Source organism: Variovorax sp. efr-133-TYG-130 (assembly GCF_030208835.1).
In the GTDB taxonomy this organism is placed as follows: domain Bacteria; phylum Pseudomonadota; class Gammaproteobacteria; order Burkholderiales; family Burkholderiaceae_C; genus Variovorax.
The window spans coordinates 194,312-210,789 of record NZ_JARVTD010000012.1; the positions used below are offsets into that span (position 1 = coordinate 194,312).

The window sequence follows — 16,478 nt, forward strand, 5'->3', positions numbered from 1 at the left end:
CCATTTCGAAGAAACGAAAGTCGAGGTATGCGCTAAGTCTTTGATTCAATTGCTATTTTTTCCGATGCCGCAATCCACTTAAGCGCATTGCATCGAGGTAGACAGGCGTATGGTGAGGCACTTCATGTGCTTCCACTCTTAAGTGGGTGCTTGCATTGAGGATTTACGAGGGGGACCTCGGCGTGCCACCCTGCCCCCTTAAATGCCGGTGTGCCGATGGGGGGGAGCACGTGATGCCAGAGTCAGGGTTCGCCGCCCTGCGCGGGACGTTGGGCAGCGCCGGTCGCCGAGCGTGCTGTTCCTGCAAGCCGTGAGGGTTGCGCTCAGCCTCTTTGTCGCGAGGCAATGTGAGAGGTATTGGGCAAGCGCGCCAAGGGCACGTCCTCATCGCCCGGTTGTCTCCACAGTTCCCTTTTGTGAGTACTTTTGGGATTTGGCGGGCGAACGAGCCTTTGTGCGGAAGCGGGCTGTCTTGCCAAGTTAACCCGCCTTGTTAAAAGTTAGCTTGCGCACACTTATCGAATTAGGGCGAGTCCTGTGTAGGGCAGCGGGCCACGTGCTTCGCACGTCTCCGTTCCTGTAGCACGGTCCAAGAGGGGTGTGCTGCGGACGGGTGGACCCCCTCCACAACAGGGAGGCGGCGCGCCGCCAGGGTAGAAACTACGGCGCAAGCAACTGGGCCGACGACAAGCGGCCCGCGCATCTTGGGCCGCAGTGCACCACGACAGCGGGCGGCCGGCGCTTTCGGGCTGAGGGGCAGCTTCGCAAACGAGCCGCTGAAGGCTGCTGTCCCGTGTCCGTGCAAGAGCACCACGTCGGCGCATGCGCAGGTCCTTGGCGCGGATGGCCCTGGGCGTTGTGACGCACTACGTGCTCAAATCCCAACGATGCTCACATCACGGCCAGTCGGGTCTGACCGGCATTCAACCAGAACGTCTGCCGGCGGGCGGAAAGGAATGCGGCAACGTTCAGACGCCCGTGCCACGCGCGACCGATGCCTGCCGCAGACGTGATTGCACAACCCGGCGCGGAACGGAACGTACCCTCCCAGTTTGAGCAAGGCGCTGCAAGCGCCTTGAAAAAAGCCCGAACCGGGCAAGCCAGTCGGCCTGGGCGCTCGATGCACCTTTGGCATGGGCCGGAAGGTTCCAGGCGACGCCGGCAAAGCCGCGTGGGGTGCCCGAGACGTCACGCCGCCGGCCCTCCGAACCCAAATCGCATGCATGCGCGGAGGTGATCCACCGGAAGTGCTTCTGCGCGGCGCTCGACTTTGTCAGCCTGATCAAGGCCCAAGCAACGGGGCGCACTCACGACGGGAACGACGGCAGTCCGACGGTTGCTTCCGGCGCTGCGCATGCGGTCGCCGACAGTGTGAACGGGCGTAGCTCCGAGCGCGCTCGCCGGTGGACGCGGGCAGGCCGCCTACTTGGGGCTGAGTGGCGCGGGGTATTCTTGGGCCCTCATGACGAGGCCAGGCCCGTCCACGAAGAGGAACAGGCCGGCGATGCGGGTTTTGGGGGACGGCGCCTCTGCGCGTTCGATGCAGACCGGTGATTCACCATACCGGGCGAGACGTCCGGCCTGTCTGCATCCCGCCGATTCAGGACCCTGGGAAAGCTCCGCCAGTCCAGGGCCTCGGTTGAATGGGGGGACGGCGACATCCAGCTGCTCGGGCAGCTTCTCTCCCCTCCCCCGGTTCCTCGTCGCGCCCTCGCAATCAGCCGAGCAGCCGGACCTTCTGCAGGGTCTCGCCCACGGACTTCAGCAAGATTTCCGGTGTCAGGCCGGATACGGCGCCGGGCGTCAGTGTCAGCGTGACCGTGCCGTCAGGCGCACGCAGGCACGAACCGACCGTCTTTCCGTCGTTCATGATGGCCAGCTTCTCCGCCTTCGCCACCGACTCCAACCCTTGCAGTCGGGCGACCACGGCGGCGGGGGCGAGCTTCATGCCGCGCACCTTCTCGGCGCGCTTCAGCACGCTGCGACGATCCTTGTCGAGCGCCGCATTGAGTTGCTCCGCGTGCCGATGCTGCACTTCCAGCGGGCTGCGGAAGCATTCCAGTACCGCCGAAGGCAGCTGCGCCACCATCAGTGCCTTGCGGATCCAGGTATGGCTCACACCAAGCTTCTCGGCCAGCTGGCGCTGGGTCGGGAACAACTGCTCCTCGAGGGCGCGCTGGTACATCACGCCTTGTTCATAAGGCGAGAGGTCTGCGCGCTCGCGGTTCTCACGATCCATCGCGGCAAAGAGTTCGGCATCGCCGAGCTCATCGAGCCAGATGGCCGCCAGCACCGGAATCCCCAGTTCCAGACATGCCCGGTGGCGCCGGTGGCCGAACACCAGTTCGTACTGCCCAGGCTCATCCACCAGCGGACGCACCAGGATCGGCTGGACGTTGCCGCCAGCCAGTTCGATGTCGGCCTTGAGCCCGGCGAACTCGGCGCTCTCGAACGAAGCCGGGTGGCGGTTGGCCCAGCGCGAGGGCCGGACGGTCGCGGGGTCGATCTTGCGCGTGGGAGTCGAACCATCGTGCTGGCGAAGCCGTTCGCGCAGCGCAGCCAGTTCACCTTCCACAGCTTGCATTTGGCCGCGGAAGGCCAGCATCTGCCCGGGGCCGGTGCGGGGGGCGGGCTGACCCGTTTGTGCGGGTGGAAACCTGGTTTCCAGCACAACGGGGGCTGCGCCCGGCAGTGCAGGCGGGGCCGGTGTCGTCGACACGGAGACCGGCGCCGCGGCGGGAACCGGCTCTGGAATCGACAGGCCGGCCGTCAATGCTTCGAGACGCTTGCGGGTGCTAGCCATTGAAACCTCCTGGGCAATGGAAACCTGGTTTCCACGCAAGACGCGTGGGACGGGAACGGACTGAAACGGACGCAAAAGACGTCCGGGCCCGAACGTCTGGAAACCTGGTTTCCAAACGGTACATCGCGACCGTCGTGTGGAAACCCGGTTTCCACCCAGGGGACGCACTGAGCCAACCGCGACAGACGCGCGGCTCCCGGCCTACGCTTTCAGCACGGAACGCCGCCCAGCGGCGCGCGACGAGCGGCTGCGGCGCCGCGGTGGAAACCGGGTTTCCAGGCCGCTCCGCCGCCCTCTTCGGTTCGTGAAGCCAGGCTCTCATTGCACCTGCGCCTTGTCCGACCAACTGCTGACCACCGACTGCTCGACCAGGTCGACGAAGGCGTCATATGCATCGGCTGCGCGCTTGTAGGTCTTCGCTGCGCCTTCATACTTCTGCACGTCGTAGACGGTCGCGAACTCGGCCGCCTTGTTGCTGGTGACGCTGGTCTTGGGGATCTCTACCGGCAACGTGTACTCACCGTAAGTGGCCTGGATCCATTGTCGGACCGCCGGGGTGGCGGGATCGCTGGGGTCGACTCGGCTGAGCAGTACATGCAAAAACTCGAAAGCCTTGCGAGCGAGGTCGCCGCCCTGTGCATCGAGATTTCCCCCCAGATCGGCGAGCAGCGACCAGAACTGTGCAGACGATGCGAAGTCGAGGCCCGAGGGCGGCACCGGCACGATGATCCCGTTGGCTGCCCACAGCGCGTTGATCGTCACGTAGGACAGCGAGGGCGGAGTATCGATGACGATCACGTCGTAGAGATCACGCACGCTCTCCAGCCCGGCGTTGAGCACATCCCAGAAGCGCGCGCCGGGTTCCTGCATCTGGCGCGCCGGCAGGGCGAACTCGGCCGAGAACAGAAAAGGCGCCGCCGCCACCAGGTCCAGGCCGTCCCAGTAAGTGGATCGAATCGCATAGCGGATGTCGGACTGGCTGCCGTCGCACAGCGGGGCAATGGTCATGTCCTCGCTGATCTCCGCTTCGGGCAGCAGACCGTGCAAGGTGGTGAGCGAGCCTTGCGGGTCGGTGTCAATGGCCAGCACGCGATGGCCGCGCAGGCTCAGTCCCTGTGCCAGCACCATGGCTGTCGTCGTCTTGGCCACGCCGCCCTTGAAGTTCCCCACGGCGATCGTGAACGCCTTCTTGCCGGCAGGACGCATCTTCTCGGCGCGGTAGGTGCGCGTCCAGGCACGCAACTCGTTCAGCTCGAAGCTGCGCTTGCCGCCCGCCGGCGTCAGCCGGCCACTGGGAAGATCTTCCTTCGTGATGCGATAGGCCACATGCGCCTTGTCGACACCGCACAATGCGGCCAGTTGCGCAGTGGAGTAGATCGGTGCAATCTTGCGGGCTTCAGGTGCCAGCAACCGCCCTCGGATCTGCTCGACCATCGAGCCTGCGCGCACGGCCAATGCCGCGATGCGCTGCATGTCAATGCGTGCACGAGGAGGGGAGGGGTTGGAGGGAGCGAGCGTGGAAACCTGGTTTCCAGCGCCGGCGGGAGCGGGCAACGCCATAAAGAAGGGCCTTATTCAACAGAATTCAGCCATTCTATGAGAATCCGTCGAATGAACAAGATATGAAAACAGAATCGCCAACCGTGGGCCTCTATTGTGAGAAGGGTTGGGGACCAAGGTGAGATCCATTGGGATTGCCTCTCCTGATGGGCCTCCAGGTGGTGCAGATTCCGAAGGATCCGGGCATCCATGAGGCGATCGAAGCCCTGGCGCAGCGGCATTCAGTGCCTGTGAGTCCTGACGGACGCCCGGTTCATGCGTCGAAGCCCTTGTCCACTCACGCCAAATCCCAAGCAATCACACATTGGCGCGGTCCAAATCCCATTCGACCTCACAACCGATCCCAAATGTTCTCACATGAAATCCCAGCGTTACTCACACAAACCCTTCTAAGTCCATGTCAGGATTGAAGAAACTGCACCTTCAATTCTTCAATCTCTCCAAGTGTTTCTTATCAAAGTATCAAGAACGCGCGTTCGAAATGTAAATTGACCGAATCACAAAACCTCGGCATGATGTGAACCCGTTGATCACCTGAAAGAAGTCCATGGAAGAGGGCGAAGTTCCACGACCACCGCCCAAGCCATCCCCTACCCCAGACGAACAGAGCGTCGCCAAGGCCAATGAGGCCATCGCGATCCGGCCCAAACGGGGGCGTCTGACACTTCTTTCGAGGCGCATCTACAACGCGCTGCTCTATCACTCGCAGCGTCAGGGCGTCGACGAACCGGTTTACAAGCTGGCCCTGAGCGAACTGATCGGCGATGCCCGTTTCAACTCCAACAACACCGAACTGCTCAAGTCTCATCTGCGGGACATGCAGGCAACCACCATCGAATGGTCAACCAGCGGCACCGGGCTCAAGCGCTGGGTGTCGTCGCAGTTGCTCGGGACGGTCACCATCGAGGAACAGGGTCGAGGACGTCCCTGCACCATCACGTGGCGCTACCCGGAAGAGATACGTGAGCGGCTGGTCAGGCCCCATCAATACACGCGCGTCCTGCTGGAGATCAGCGGCCAGATGCGAAGCTACCCCGCGGCCGTGCTCTACGAGATCGGTGCGCGCTACCTCACGTCGCCGAGCCGTCTGTCGATGCGCGAGGACGTGCTGTGGTGGGCGGCAGTGCTCACCGGGCGCAGCGACATCACCGAGGTCGACTATCGCTTCCTCAAGCGCGACGTGATCAGCAAGGCGCTGGCCGAGATCGAGGCATTGTGCGAAGACTTCAGCCTCGAGCTCATCGAGCACAAGCGGGGGCGCCGCATCGAGGAAATCCAGTTCAGGGTGGTGCCCAAGCTGCAGCAGCGTCTGGGCGCAGCCGACGATCCCGCGCGCAATGTTTTCGACCTGGAGCTGGTTGGAAAGCTGATCGCGCTGGGCCTCAAGCAGGACGAGGCCCAGGATCTGTATGCGACCACCGACGAAGGGCAGCTGCGCGGCACGATCGAGCATGTCGAGCAACGCCTGCGCAGCCAGACGCTGCCGGCACTGAAGTCGGCCGCTGCCTATTTCAAGGATGCCCTGAAGAAGGGCTACGCCGGCGTGAAGGGGGAGGAGGCCGCCGCGCCCCCGTCGTTGCCTTCGCCGTCAAGAGGCAAACAGGCAGCCGCACCGGCTGGCGAGGACCGCATGCACCGGATCCGCGAGCTGTGGGAAAACGACCGCATGCAGAAAGCCAAGTCGCTCTACCTGGAAATGCCCGAGGCAATGCAGGCCGAGATGCGCTCACGCTTCGAGGCCGAGCGGCTCGCGCAGATCGCCGCCCCGATCGCCCGCGCATGGCGCCGTGACGGCCCCGCCAGCCGCATCGCGGCAACCACCTTCCATCGCTGGCTGGCACAGGTCACTTGGCCCGAGGCGCCCTCGGACCGGGTGCTGCTCGATTTCGCGCTGGCCCAGGGCGTTGCGGGCATGTAGGCGCCGCGCAGGATTGGAAATTGTCCGACACGCCATGCGCGGGCGAAGTCTTAGATTTTCTCGCCCGCACCTCAGGTGCGGGCCTTGCTGTAAACCTCGACCCGGCCCGCAAGGCCGGGTCTTTTTTGCCAGCAGCAGGCGTTGCATCTTTTCCTCTTGAAATTTGCGACGCAGGGTCCTATGTTGCCTATCGTCAAAAGATTGGTCGACCGAAAAGGAGGTACTGAAATGACCATGAACTTGCTCAGGCAGATTGCCGGCTCCCGTTTGCCGATCTCGTTCTATCGAGCCGAAGACATCGACCGGGTCAAAGTGCTCAGAGCCGCCGGGCTCGTCGTTGCACTGGTTCCGTCGCCCGCGAATCCCCTGGCGCTGTCGGGCGCCGCCGCTGCAGCCCAGGTGCTGGCTGTGACGCAGAAGGGGCGGGAAGAACTCGCGAGGTTCAACTATCCGGAATCGCGCCCGCCGCGCTGGCGAATGCGCATGCCAAGAATCAAGACGGCCACGCCTGTGCACTCAGGCGGATCTGCGCCAGTCCACCGGGAGCCCGCGCGGCCGCAGTAGCAAGCCCGCGAGCCAGACGCCGAAGCCGTCTGACGTCATTTCTTGTTCGCCATTTCCCCGACCGAGTCCCGTGGCGCATGCCCGGCGCTCTGGTCGGCCTTGCAAGGAGGTTTTGCCATGTATCGATCCCTGTTTCCTCGTGACATCTTCGCGGAGATGGATCGCCTGCAGCGCGATGTGCAGCAGGCCTTCGACCTGTCTCCCACCATCCGCGGCGTCGCGCGCAACGGATTTCCCGCGCTCAACGTCGGAAGCACGCCCCAGGCGCTGGAGATCTTCGCCTTCGCGCCCGGTGTGGATCCCTCGACCCTGGAGGTGAATCTGGAGCGCGGCCTGCTGACGATCTCGGGCGAGCGCAAGAACGCGCTGCCGGGTGCGCTGGACAAGTCCGCCACCGTGCACATCAACGAGCGCTTCGAAGGGACCTTCCGCCGGGCGATGACCCTGCCCGACGACGCGGACCCCGACGCGGTCGAAGCCAGGCTTCGAGACGGTGTGCTGCACATCAGCGTGAAGCGCCGCGCATCCGCCCAACCGCGTCGCATCGAAATCCAGTGACAAGGAGCACACCATGAGCAACAGCATCCAGGCCCCCGCGAACGCCGCCGCCGGCGAGCATGTGCAGAGGGAACATTCCAGCTACAGCGACGCAGCCCTGACACCGCCCGTCGACGTGGTCGAGGACGCCAACGGCATCACGCTCTACGCCGACCTTCCCGGGGTCAGCCGCGACAAGCTGAACCTCCATGTCGAGGCGTCGACGCTGACCATCGACGCCGAGTCCGATCTGCAAGTGCCGCAAGACCTGCAGACCAGCCACACGGAGGTTGGCCTCGGCCGCTTCCGGCGCGTGTTCACCTTGAGCAAGGAGCTGGACACGCAAGGTGTCACGGCAGAGCTCGCGCAAGGCGTTCTGAAGCTGCGCATTCCCAAGGCCGCGCATGCACAGCCGCGCCGCGTGCAGGTCCAGGTGAGGTAGAACCCGCGCAGGGGTGCGTGCCGCCGGGCGCGGCGGCACGCACCCGGGCGTTCCAGCGCCCTGGCGCGCGATGGCAAGGGGCATGCGCGTGCTCGAGCTCTTCAACGAGCACGTCACGCCCCGTCAAAGCCGGCTTGAGCGGCATCACCGGTTCTCACAGAAAACCGTCTCACCGAAGATCGCCGGGTGACCGGCCGCCGATGTGAGCTACTTCGCATGGCGAGGCTCGCCCCGCGGACCGCATCCACTAAGATCGGCCCGATGAAGCAAGAGGGCGGGCGCGAGGCGCGCCGTGAAGAGAGTACGGGTGGCCGCGTTCCCGCGCACGCACGCGCGCCGCGGGTGTCCGGCGTGACCGATAGGCAACTCGATGCGCCATCGCGCGGCGCGGCGGAGTCGAGCCTGTCGCGCCTCCTTGGGACGCTGGGCCTGTTCTCCACCGACAGCCCCTCCCTCACGGTGGAAGAGATCGCCTCCCGCCTCAAGGTACCCAAGAGCACGGCCTACCGCTATATCCAGGAACTGTCGAAGGTGGGCCTGCTGGTGCGGCTGGACCGCAGCATCACGCTGGGACCGCGCATCATCGAGCTGGACCGCAGCATCCGCGAGTCCGACCCCGTGATCCGCGCGGCCGCGCCGCCCATGCGGGAACTGGCGGAGCAGACGGGACTGGACGTGTTCCTGTCCAAACTGTACGGCCATTCCATCATCACGGTACACACCGAATTCAACGACCCCCTGCCGCATCTGCGCTATGGCCGGGGCCGGCCGGTGCCGGTGTTGCGCGGCGCGAGCGCGAAGGCCTTGGTGGCCTTCCTGCCGGCGGCGCGGCTGCGCCGGCTGCACCAGGAACTGGCCAGCGAGGCATCCGACACCGCGCCATGGGAGGTGTTCTACGAGGAAGCGCAGCGCATCCGCCGCGAGGGCTACTGCCGGACCTCGGGCGAACTCAACGAAGGCAAGACCGGCGTGTCGGCGCCGATCTTCGGGCGTGGGCGCCTGGTGGTGGCCAGCGTCACCGCATTGGGCAGCGATGCGCGACTGGCGCTTTTCGACGCGGAGGCCATCGCCGAACTGGTCAAGCGCACCGCGCACATGATCAGCGTGCGGCTGTCGGCCGACGGGCACTTGTAGACACCTGCGACGTGGCCGTCCGGCCAGCTCGTTCAGAACACGATGTTGGCCTTCTTGACGACAGGTGCCGCCGAGGCCAGCGAGCGGCGCCAGGTCTGCAGCGCCTGTGCCGGCGTGCTCACCACCGGTTCCAGGCCCAGCGCGACCATGCGCGCCTGCACTTCAGCATCGCCCGCGATGGCCTGCAGCGCGGTGGCCAGCCTGGTGACCACCGGCTCGGGGGTGCCGGCCGGCGCAAATACCGCGAACCAGCCGGCGTTGCCCATGTCGCGCACGCCCAGCTCCTCGAAGGTCGGCACCGCGGGCAGCGAACGCACGCGGCGCAGGCCGGTCACCGCCAGCGGGCGCACCGAGCCCGCCGTCACCATGGCCTCGACGGCGGCGACGGTCAGGAACACGGCATCCACCTGGCCGCCCATCAGGTCGGTGACGGCGGGCGATGAGCCCTTGTAGGGCACGTGCAGCAGTTCGACGCCGGCCGATTCGGCCAGAACCTCGCCCATCACGTGGGCCGAAGAGCCGGCCCCGAAGCTGCCATAGCTGAGCTTGCCGGTCTTGGCCTGCTGCAGGAAGGCGCGCAGGTCCCTGGCCGGGCTGTCGGCGCGCACGGCCAGCACCAGCGGTGCATTGGCCATCACGCTGACGATGGTGAAGGCCTCCTGCATGCTCTTGCCCGGCGCCACTGGCTGCTTGGAGGCGAGCGCGGCGATCACATGCGTGGAGTTGCTGCCGAACATCAGCATGTGGCCGTCGGCCGGTGGCTGGAGCACGGCGCGCGCGGCGATCAGGCCGTTGGCACCAGGCTTGTTGTCGATGACGACCGTGCCGCCCAGCGCGGCCTGCAGCTTCTGACCGATCAGCCGGGCCACGGTGTCGGTGCCGCCGCCGGCTGCGAAGGGCACCACGAGGTTGATCGGCCGTTGCGGCCAGCCGGCAGCGCGCGCCAGGCCGCTGCCGCAGGCGGCCAGCGCGGCGAGCGCGCCGAGGGCCCTGCGGCGCTGGAGAAGAAGTGGGGGACGGGATGGGGTCGCAGTCATGGGATTGGAGCGGAGCAAAGGAAAAAGAAGCCGACCGTCAGTCGACGCGGATCTGCCGCGTCTTGACGATGCGGTCATAAGTGGCGCGGCCCTCGGCGATGCGGGCCGCCATCTGGCCGGGCGTGCTGTAGACGGTGGTGAAACCCAGGTTGCCGAAGGCCTTGGCCACGGCCTCCGATGCCAGTGCGGCACGCATGGCCTCGTTGAGCCGCGCCACGATTTCCGGTGGCGTGCCCGCGGGCGCGAGCAGGCCGAAGAAGCCCTGGATGGTCATCTCCGGCAGGCCGGCCTCGGCGGCGGTGGGAATGGCGGGGAAGGCCGGGTCGCGCCGCTCGCCGGTCATGAACAGCGGCACCAGTTGGCCGGCGCGCAGAGCGCCGATCAGGGGCGAGCTGACTTCGTCCATCAGCTGCGCCTCGCCACGGATCACCGCGTCCTTGGCCATCACGGCGCCCTTGTAGGGCACATGCACCACCGGCGCGCCGGTGGCGGCCAGGAATATCTCGCCCAGCAGGTGGTTGCTGGAGCCCATGCCGGCCGAGGCGAAGTTGAGCTTGCCGGGCTGGCGCTTTGCCAGCGCCACGAACTCCTGCACCGTGCGCACCCCCAGGCCCGGATTCGTGACGAAGACGAAGGATTGCGTGGCGCCCAGGCTCACCGGCACCAGCGTGGCGACATGCTCCTGGTTGGGATAGATCGCCGGCGCCGCCGTCAGGCTGCTGCCGCTGCCCCACAACAGCGTGTAGCCGTCGGGCCTGGCCAGGGCGGCCGCCTTGGTGCCGATGCGCCCGCCCGCGCCCGCGCGGTTCTCGACCACCACGGCCTGCTTCAGCTCCACCGACAGCGCCTGCGCGACGGCCCGGGCCGAGATGTCGGTCGAGCCACCCGGCTCGAAGGAGACGACGAGCGTGATCGGGCGCGAAGGCCATGTTTCGGCACGCGCGGCGGTGCTGCCGAGCAGACAGGCCGCGGCCAGCAGGAAGATGGCGGTGCGGCGGCGGGCGCAGGAAAGGGTCGGCATGGCAAGCTTTCTGAAAAAAAGAAGACGCGGCGGCGTCGTCAGTCCAGCGACACGTTGGCCTCGCGGGCCACGCGCCGCCACTTGTCCAGCTCGGCCTGCAGCTTGGCGCGGAACTGCGGCCCGGCCGCCGCCGTCACTGCCACGCCGCGGGCGCCGAGCCGGGACTCCATCTCGGGCGTGCGGATCACCTTGTCCAGCGCGGTGCCCAGGGTCGTCACCACGGCGGGCGACGTCCCGGCAGGCGCGAACACGCCCATCCAGCCCTCGGCCACCAGCCCGCCGTAGCCCAGCTCCTGCAGCGTGGGAACGTCGGGCAGGCCCGGCAGCCGCCTCGGAGATGGCGTGGCCAGCGCGCGCAGCTTGCCGGCCTGGATCTGCGGCAGCACCACGGCGGTGGTGTCGAAGGTGAAGTCCACGTCACCCGCCAGCAGCGAGGTCATGGCCTGCTGGCTGCCCTGGAAAGGCACGTGTGTGGCCCGGATGCCGGTGGCATGGAGGAAGAGCTCGCCGATCAGGTGATTGGTCGAGCCCATGCCGAAGGACGAGTAGTTGAGCTTGCCCGGCTGCGCCTTCGCGGTGGCGATGAGTTCGCGCACGTTCTGCGCCGACGAGCCCGCAGGCACGGCGAGCACGAAGCTCACGATGCCGACCTCGGTGATGGGCACGAAGTCCTTGAGCAGGTCGTAGGGCGCGGTCTTGCGCGTGACGGGGTTGATCAGCAGTTCGGCGCCGGTGCCGAAGAACAGCGTGTGGCCGTCGGGCTTGGCGCGCGCGACCGACTGTGCGCCGATCGTGCCGCCGGCGCCCGCGCGGTTGTCCACCACGATCGACTGGCCCAGCGCCGGTGCCAGTTTCTCGGCGATCAGCCGGGCCGCGCCGTCGGTGCCGCCGCCGGGCGGAAAGCCGACCACCAGGTGGATGGGCGCCGTGGGAGAGGCCTGGGCACAGGTCAGCGCCGGCACCAGGGCGGTCAGGCAGGTCAGCAGGAAGCGTCGGAGCATGGGCATGGTCGGTCCTTGCGCAAGAGTGGCGAAGACGGGGGTCAGTGCGCGGCGGCGGTTGCCGCGGCTGCACGTTCGCGCTCGCCCTGGGCGGCTGCTGCGGCCTCGGCCGCGCGCACGCTGGGACGGGCGCCGCAGCGTGCGAGGTACGCCTCCAGGTGCGGCCAGTCCCGCGTGTCGATGGCATGCGCGCGGGTCCACATGGCGATCGTGTAGCAGTGCGCGTCGGCGATGGTGAAGGCCTCGCCCGTGAGGAAGCTGCGGCCGGCCAGTTGCTCGTTCACCCACTGCAGCTTGGACTCGACGATGCGGCGGGCGATGGCCTTGTACTCGGGCGGCGTCACGGCCTTGAACAGCGGCATGAAGCCACCCTTGTGCAGGTCGGCGGCGATGAAGCTCATCCACTCCAGCACGCGGTAGCGCGGCAGGCCCGCGCCCGGCAGCAGCGTGTTGCCGGGGCGCAGGTCGGCCAGGTACTGCATGACGATGCAGCCCTCGCTGAGGTGCTGGCCGTCGGGCAGCTCCAGCGTGGGCACGGTGCCCTTGGAGTTGACGGCGAAGTAGTCGCGGCCGTCTTCGAGGCGCTTGGTTTTCATGTCCACCCACGCCAGGGTCAGCGGCAGCTGCAGTTCGCGCGCGACGATATCCACCGCGAGCGAGCAGCCGCGGACTTCGTGATAGAGCTTCATGGGGTTCTCCGGGTAAGGGGCATGGCGTTCAGGCTGCCGCACAGCGGGCGAGTTCGGCGCGTTCGGCGGCCCGCGCCGCCTGCACGCTGGGTCGCGCTTCGATGCGCTGCACGTAGGTGTGCAGGCGCGGCCATTGCGCGAGGTCGATGGCTTGGAGCTCGGCCCACATCACGATGGCGTGGCAGTGGGCGTCGGCTGCGGTGAAGCGCGCGCCGTGAAGGTAGTCGCGCGTGGCCAGCACCTCGTCGAGCCAGGCAAGGCGCCGCTGCACGTTGCCGATGGCGATGCTGCGGTAGTCCGGCGGCGTGTTGGCACGGAACAGCGGCGTGAAGCTCTTGTGCAGTTCCGAGCCCAGGAAGTTCATCCACTCGAGCACGCGGTAGCGGTCCATGTCCAGGCTGCGCGGCAGCAAGCCGTCCGCGCCGTGGCGGTCGCAGAGGTACTGAATGATCACGGCGGCCTCCGTGAGGACCTGGCCGTCGTCCGTCTCCAGCGCCGGCACCTGGCCCTTGGGGTTGATGCGGTGCAGGTCGCTGCCGTCGCGGAGCTTCTTCGCGCGCACGTCGACCCAGATGCGCTGGGGCGCGATGCCGATCTCGCGCGCCACGACATCCACCGCCAGCGCGCAGGTGTGGAGGGTCGTGTAGAGCTTCATCGAACGGCGCTCCTCGCGTGGTGCGCGTGCCGCCTCGTGGTGCGGCTGTGCACCGATTGGTTGCAAATCATTGAAGTTGCGGTCATAAAATTACTGCTATGCGATAAATATGCCATCGATGAGTGTGATGTGTGTTGGTGGAACTACCCAGATGTGAGCCGGAAAGGCCGCGTGTTTGGCGACGGGAAGCTGGACGCAGGCTTCCTCTTGCAGATCTATCGTGCTGTGAGATTTACTGCATTGCGAGAATACGGTTGCGCTGGCTCGATGTGTTGGTTGGAACGGTCCTTGCGTGCTTACATTCCGAATGGATGAAAAGTTGCATTCGAATAAGTGAATGATGCGAATAAAAAATGCATTATTTCGCTTATTCGATAAAAAAGCATATGATTGCCACAACGACGAGGCGATCGGTGCTGCCAGTTGTCCATTGCCGCCCAGGAGCATTCCCCCGGTTCCTGGTGCCGGCCCCGTCTTCACAGGGGTGCCAAGGAAACGTGCAATGAGAAGAAAGTTCGTTCTGCGGGCCTGCGGTGCCATCGCGCTGGCTGCGGCATCGTGGCTGGTGCCGCTGCAGGCATCGGCCCAAGGCAACTGGCCCTCGCGGCCCATCCGCATCGTGGTGCCGTACCCGCCGGGCACCGGTCCGGACGTCATGGCCCGCCTCGTGGGCGAGGGGCTGGGCAAGGAGCTCAAGGCGACCGTCGTGGTGGAGAACAAGGCCGGGGCCAACGGCATCATCGGCACGGCCGAGGTAGTGAAGGCGCCTGCCGACGGCTACACCTACCTGCTGGTCGACCGGCTCACGCTCACGGTCAACCCGCTGCTCTACCAGCCGCCCTACGATCCCCGGAAGGACCTTGTCTCCGTCAGCAACATCGCCGACGTGAACCTGTACCTGGTCACCAGCGCGCAGCTGCCGGTGACCGACTTCAAGTCCTTCGTGGCCTATGCCAAGGCCCACCCGGACAAGGTCACCTTCGGCACCGGCGGCGTGGGCAGCGTGATGCACCTGAACATGGAGCTCCTCGAATCGGGCACGGGCGTCAAGTTCCTGCACGTGCCCTACAAGGCGCTGGCAGAGGTGATCCCGGCCATGCTGGGCGGCCAGGTCGAGGTCACTTCCGGCGGCGTCGAGGCCATGCTGCCCTATGTGCAGAAGGGCAGCTTCAGGCTTCTGGCCGTGGGTGCGCCCCAACGGCAGGCCATCGTGCCCAACGTGCCCACCATCACCGAGGCGGGCGGCGCGGACATGCTGCTGTCCACCTCCTACTCCTTCCATGCGAAGAGCGGCGTGCCGCCCGAGATCCTGGCGCGCATGAACGCCGCGCTGGCCAAGGTGCTGTCGCAGCCCGAACTCAAGCGCTGGGCGGCCGAGCGCGGCCTGGGCGCGGGAGCTTCCACGCCGGCCGACCTGGACGCGCGCATCGCCGTGGACAACGACCGCATCGGCCGCCTGGTGCGCGAGCGCGGCATCAAGGTGCAGTGACGACCGCAGCGGCCCTTCCCTGAAAAGACACAACGAGAGGACATCGGCGATGACTGAGCAGACTGGCGCCCAGGCCCTGTGGGCGGCGCTCTCCGGCGAAGGGGTGGACACCTGCTTCGCCAACCCCGGCACGACGGAGCTGGACCTGGTGCGCGCCCTGGAGGGCCAGGATTCGATCCGCTGCGTGATAGGCCTGCAGGAGAACGTCTGCACTGGCGCGGCCGACGGCTACGGACGCATGCTCGGGCGGCCCGCCGCCACGCTGCTGCACCTGGGCCCGGGTTTTGCCAACGGCATCGCCAACCTGCACAACGCGCGGCGCGCGCGCACGCCGATCGTCAACCTGATCGGCGACCACACCAGCTGGCACCTGCCCTTCGATGCGCCGCTGACCTCGGACATCGAATCGCTGGCGCGGCCGGTGTCGGGCTGGGTGCACCGCATCGCCAGCACGGCCGATGCGCCGCGCGCCGCCGCCGAATCGGTGCGCCAGTCGCTCGCCAACGGCGGGCAGGGGGCAACGCTGATCTTTCCGGCGGATTTCCAGGCCGAGCCGCTGCGCGGCGCGTCCGACGACGCCGACGCCCCGGCGCCAGCCGCAGCCCGGGCCGCGGCCATCGGCATCGCCGCCTGCGCACAGCGCCTGCGCACGGCGCGCCGCATCGTCTTCCTGCTGGGTGGCGGCGGCGAGCTCGGCGGCCTGGGCGTGCGGGCGCAACATGCCGCGGCGCGGCTGTGCGCAGCGCTGGGCGCCACGGCCTATGCCGAAACGTTTCCGGCCCGCGCGGAGCGTGGCCAGGGCCTGCCGGCCTTCGACCGCTTGCCCTACTTTCCCGAGCCGGCACGCGCCGTGCTCGATCCGGCCGACCTGGTGGTGCTGGCCGGCGCGCTGCCGCCCGTCACCTACTTCGGCTACGCGGGCCACCCCAGCCTGCTGGTCGAGGCCGATCGCCTGCTGACCGTGGGCGAGCCCGGCCATTCGGTGGCCGAGGCGCTGGAGCAGCTGGCCGATGCGCTGCAGGCTCCGGCCTGCGAAGCGCCCGTGCATCCGCTGCCGGCCGAACCCACCGGCGCGCTCACGCCCGCGGCCATCGGCGCGGTGCTCACGCGCACGCTGCCCGAAGGCGCCATCGTCTCGGTCGAGGGCGGCACCTGCGGCTACCCCTTCTATGCCGCATCGGCCGCCGCGGCGCCGCACACGACGCTGACCAACACCGGCGGCGCCATCGGCCAGGGCCTGCCCGTGGCGGTGGGCGCGGCCATCGCCTGCCCCGGGCGGCAGGTGGTGGGGCTGCTGTCCGACGGCAGCACGCAGTACACGATCCAGGCGCTGTGGACGATGGCGCACGAGCAGCTCGACGTGGTCGTGCTCATCGCCGCCAACCATCAGTACGCCATCCTGCGCAACGAACTGCGCCGCGGCGGCGCTGCACTGGGCGTGCGCGCCGAGGCGCTCACCGCGCTCGACTCGCCGCGCATCGACTGGGTGGGGCTGGCGCAGTCCTATGGCGTGCCGGCCACCCGCGCCGCCACGGCCGAAGAACTCACGGTCCAGCTGCGCGCCGCCTTCGGGCGCCGCGGCCCGGCCCTCATCGAAATGGCCCTCTGAACTCAGCGGCGGCCGCAAC

At 67.1% G+C, this 16,478-nt stretch carries 14 protein-coding genes; 7 read left to right on the forward strand and 7 right to left on the reverse strand.

Annotated elements, in window-relative coordinates:
• Positions 1-1,717: 1,717 nt before the first annotated feature.
• Positions 1,718-2,803, reverse strand: a complete 1,086-nt coding sequence (locus tag QRN67_RS16360; RefSeq protein WP_285412658.1) for a ParB/RepB/Spo0J family partition protein — start codon at positions 2,801-2,803, stop codon at positions 1,718-1,720.
• Positions 2,804-3,121: 318 nt separating this feature from the next.
• Positions 3,122-4,276, reverse strand: a complete 1,155-nt coding sequence (locus QRN67_RS16365; RefSeq protein ID WP_285412660.1) for an AAA family ATPase — start codon at positions 4,274-4,276, stop codon at positions 3,122-3,124.
• A 634-nt stretch (positions 4,277-4,910) separates the two neighbouring features.
• On the opposite strand from QRN67_RS16365, the gene QRN67_RS16370 reads away from it, so the two are divergent.
• From QRN67_RS16370 to QRN67_RS16390, 5 genes are all read left to right on the forward strand, one after another.
• Complete coding sequence (locus QRN67_RS16370; RefSeq protein ID WP_081271059.1) at positions 4,911-6,281, forward strand: replication initiation protein; 1,371 nt, start codon at positions 4,911-4,913, stop codon at positions 6,279-6,281.
• A 228-nt stretch (positions 6,282-6,509) separates the two neighbouring features.
• The gene (locus tag QRN67_RS16375) at positions 6,510-6,845 is read left to right on the forward strand and encodes a hypothetical protein (RefSeq protein WP_234383127.1); all 336 of its coding nucleotides are present in this window, start codon (positions 6,510-6,512) and stop codon (positions 6,843-6,845) included.
• A gap of 117 nt (positions 6,846-6,962) precedes the next feature.
• Positions 6,963-7,403, forward strand: a complete 441-nt coding sequence (locus tag QRN67_RS16380; RefSeq protein WP_081271060.1) for an Hsp20/alpha crystallin family protein — start codon at positions 6,963-6,965, stop codon at positions 7,401-7,403.
• Between the two features lie 13 nt (positions 7,404-7,416).
• The gene (locus tag QRN67_RS16385; protein ID WP_106937944.1) at positions 7,417-7,824 is read left to right on the forward strand and encodes an Hsp20/alpha crystallin family protein; all 408 of its coding nucleotides are present in this window, start codon (positions 7,417-7,419) and stop codon (positions 7,822-7,824) included.
• 261 nt (positions 7,825-8,085) lie between these two features.
• Positions 8,086-8,958, forward strand: coding sequence for an IclR family transcriptional regulator (locus QRN67_RS16390; protein WP_285412664.1), 873 nt, complete (start codon positions 8,086-8,088; stop codon positions 8,956-8,958).
• Positions 8,959-8,990: 32 nt separating this feature from the next.
• Here the strand turns inward: QRN67_RS16390 and QRN67_RS16395 are convergent, their stop codons facing one another.
• From QRN67_RS16395 to gstA (QRN67_RS16415), 5 genes are read right to left on the reverse strand one after another with little or no spacing between them, the layout of a single operon-like run.
• Positions 8,991-9,995, reverse strand: a complete 1,005-nt coding sequence (locus QRN67_RS16395; RefSeq protein ID WP_285412666.1) for a Bug family tripartite tricarboxylate transporter substrate binding protein — start codon at positions 9,993-9,995, stop codon at positions 8,991-8,993.
• Between the two features lie 37 nt (positions 9,996-10,032).
• Positions 10,033-11,016, reverse strand: a complete 984-nt coding sequence (locus QRN67_RS16400) for a Bug family tripartite tricarboxylate transporter substrate binding protein (RefSeq protein ID WP_285412667.1) — start codon at positions 11,014-11,016, stop codon at positions 10,033-10,035.
• Positions 11,017-11,054: 38 nt separating this feature from the next.
• On the reverse strand, positions 11,055-12,023 hold the full coding sequence (locus QRN67_RS16405) for a Bug family tripartite tricarboxylate transporter substrate binding protein (protein ID WP_285412668.1): 969 nt from the start codon (positions 12,021-12,023) through the stop codon (positions 11,055-11,057).
• A 35-nt stretch (positions 12,024-12,058) separates the two neighbouring features.
• Positions 12,059-12,706 carry a glutathione transferase GstA gene (gene gstA / locus QRN67_RS16410; RefSeq protein WP_106937948.1) on the reverse strand — a complete coding sequence of 216 codons (648 nt, stop codon included), beginning with the start codon at positions 12,704-12,706 and terminating at the stop codon, positions 12,059-12,061.
• A gap of 28 nt (positions 12,707-12,734) precedes the next feature.
• A complete protein-coding gene (gene gstA, locus QRN67_RS16415) occupies positions 12,735-13,361 on the reverse strand; it encodes a glutathione transferase GstA (RefSeq protein ID WP_285412669.1) in 627 nt (208 codons plus the stop codon).
• Positions 13,362-13,863: 502 nt separating this feature from the next.
• Here gstA (QRN67_RS16415) and QRN67_RS16420 point away from each other — a divergent pair.
• Complete coding sequence (locus tag QRN67_RS16420) at positions 13,864-14,850, forward strand: Bug family tripartite tricarboxylate transporter substrate binding protein (RefSeq protein ID WP_106937950.1); 987 nt, start codon at positions 13,864-13,866, stop codon at positions 14,848-14,850.
• A gap of 49 nt (positions 14,851-14,899) precedes the next feature.
• Complete coding sequence (locus QRN67_RS16425) at positions 14,900-16,459, forward strand: acetolactate synthase large subunit (protein ID WP_285412670.1); 1,560 nt, start codon at positions 14,900-14,902, stop codon at positions 16,457-16,459.
• The last annotated feature ends 19 nt before the right edge of the window (positions 16,460-16,478 follow it).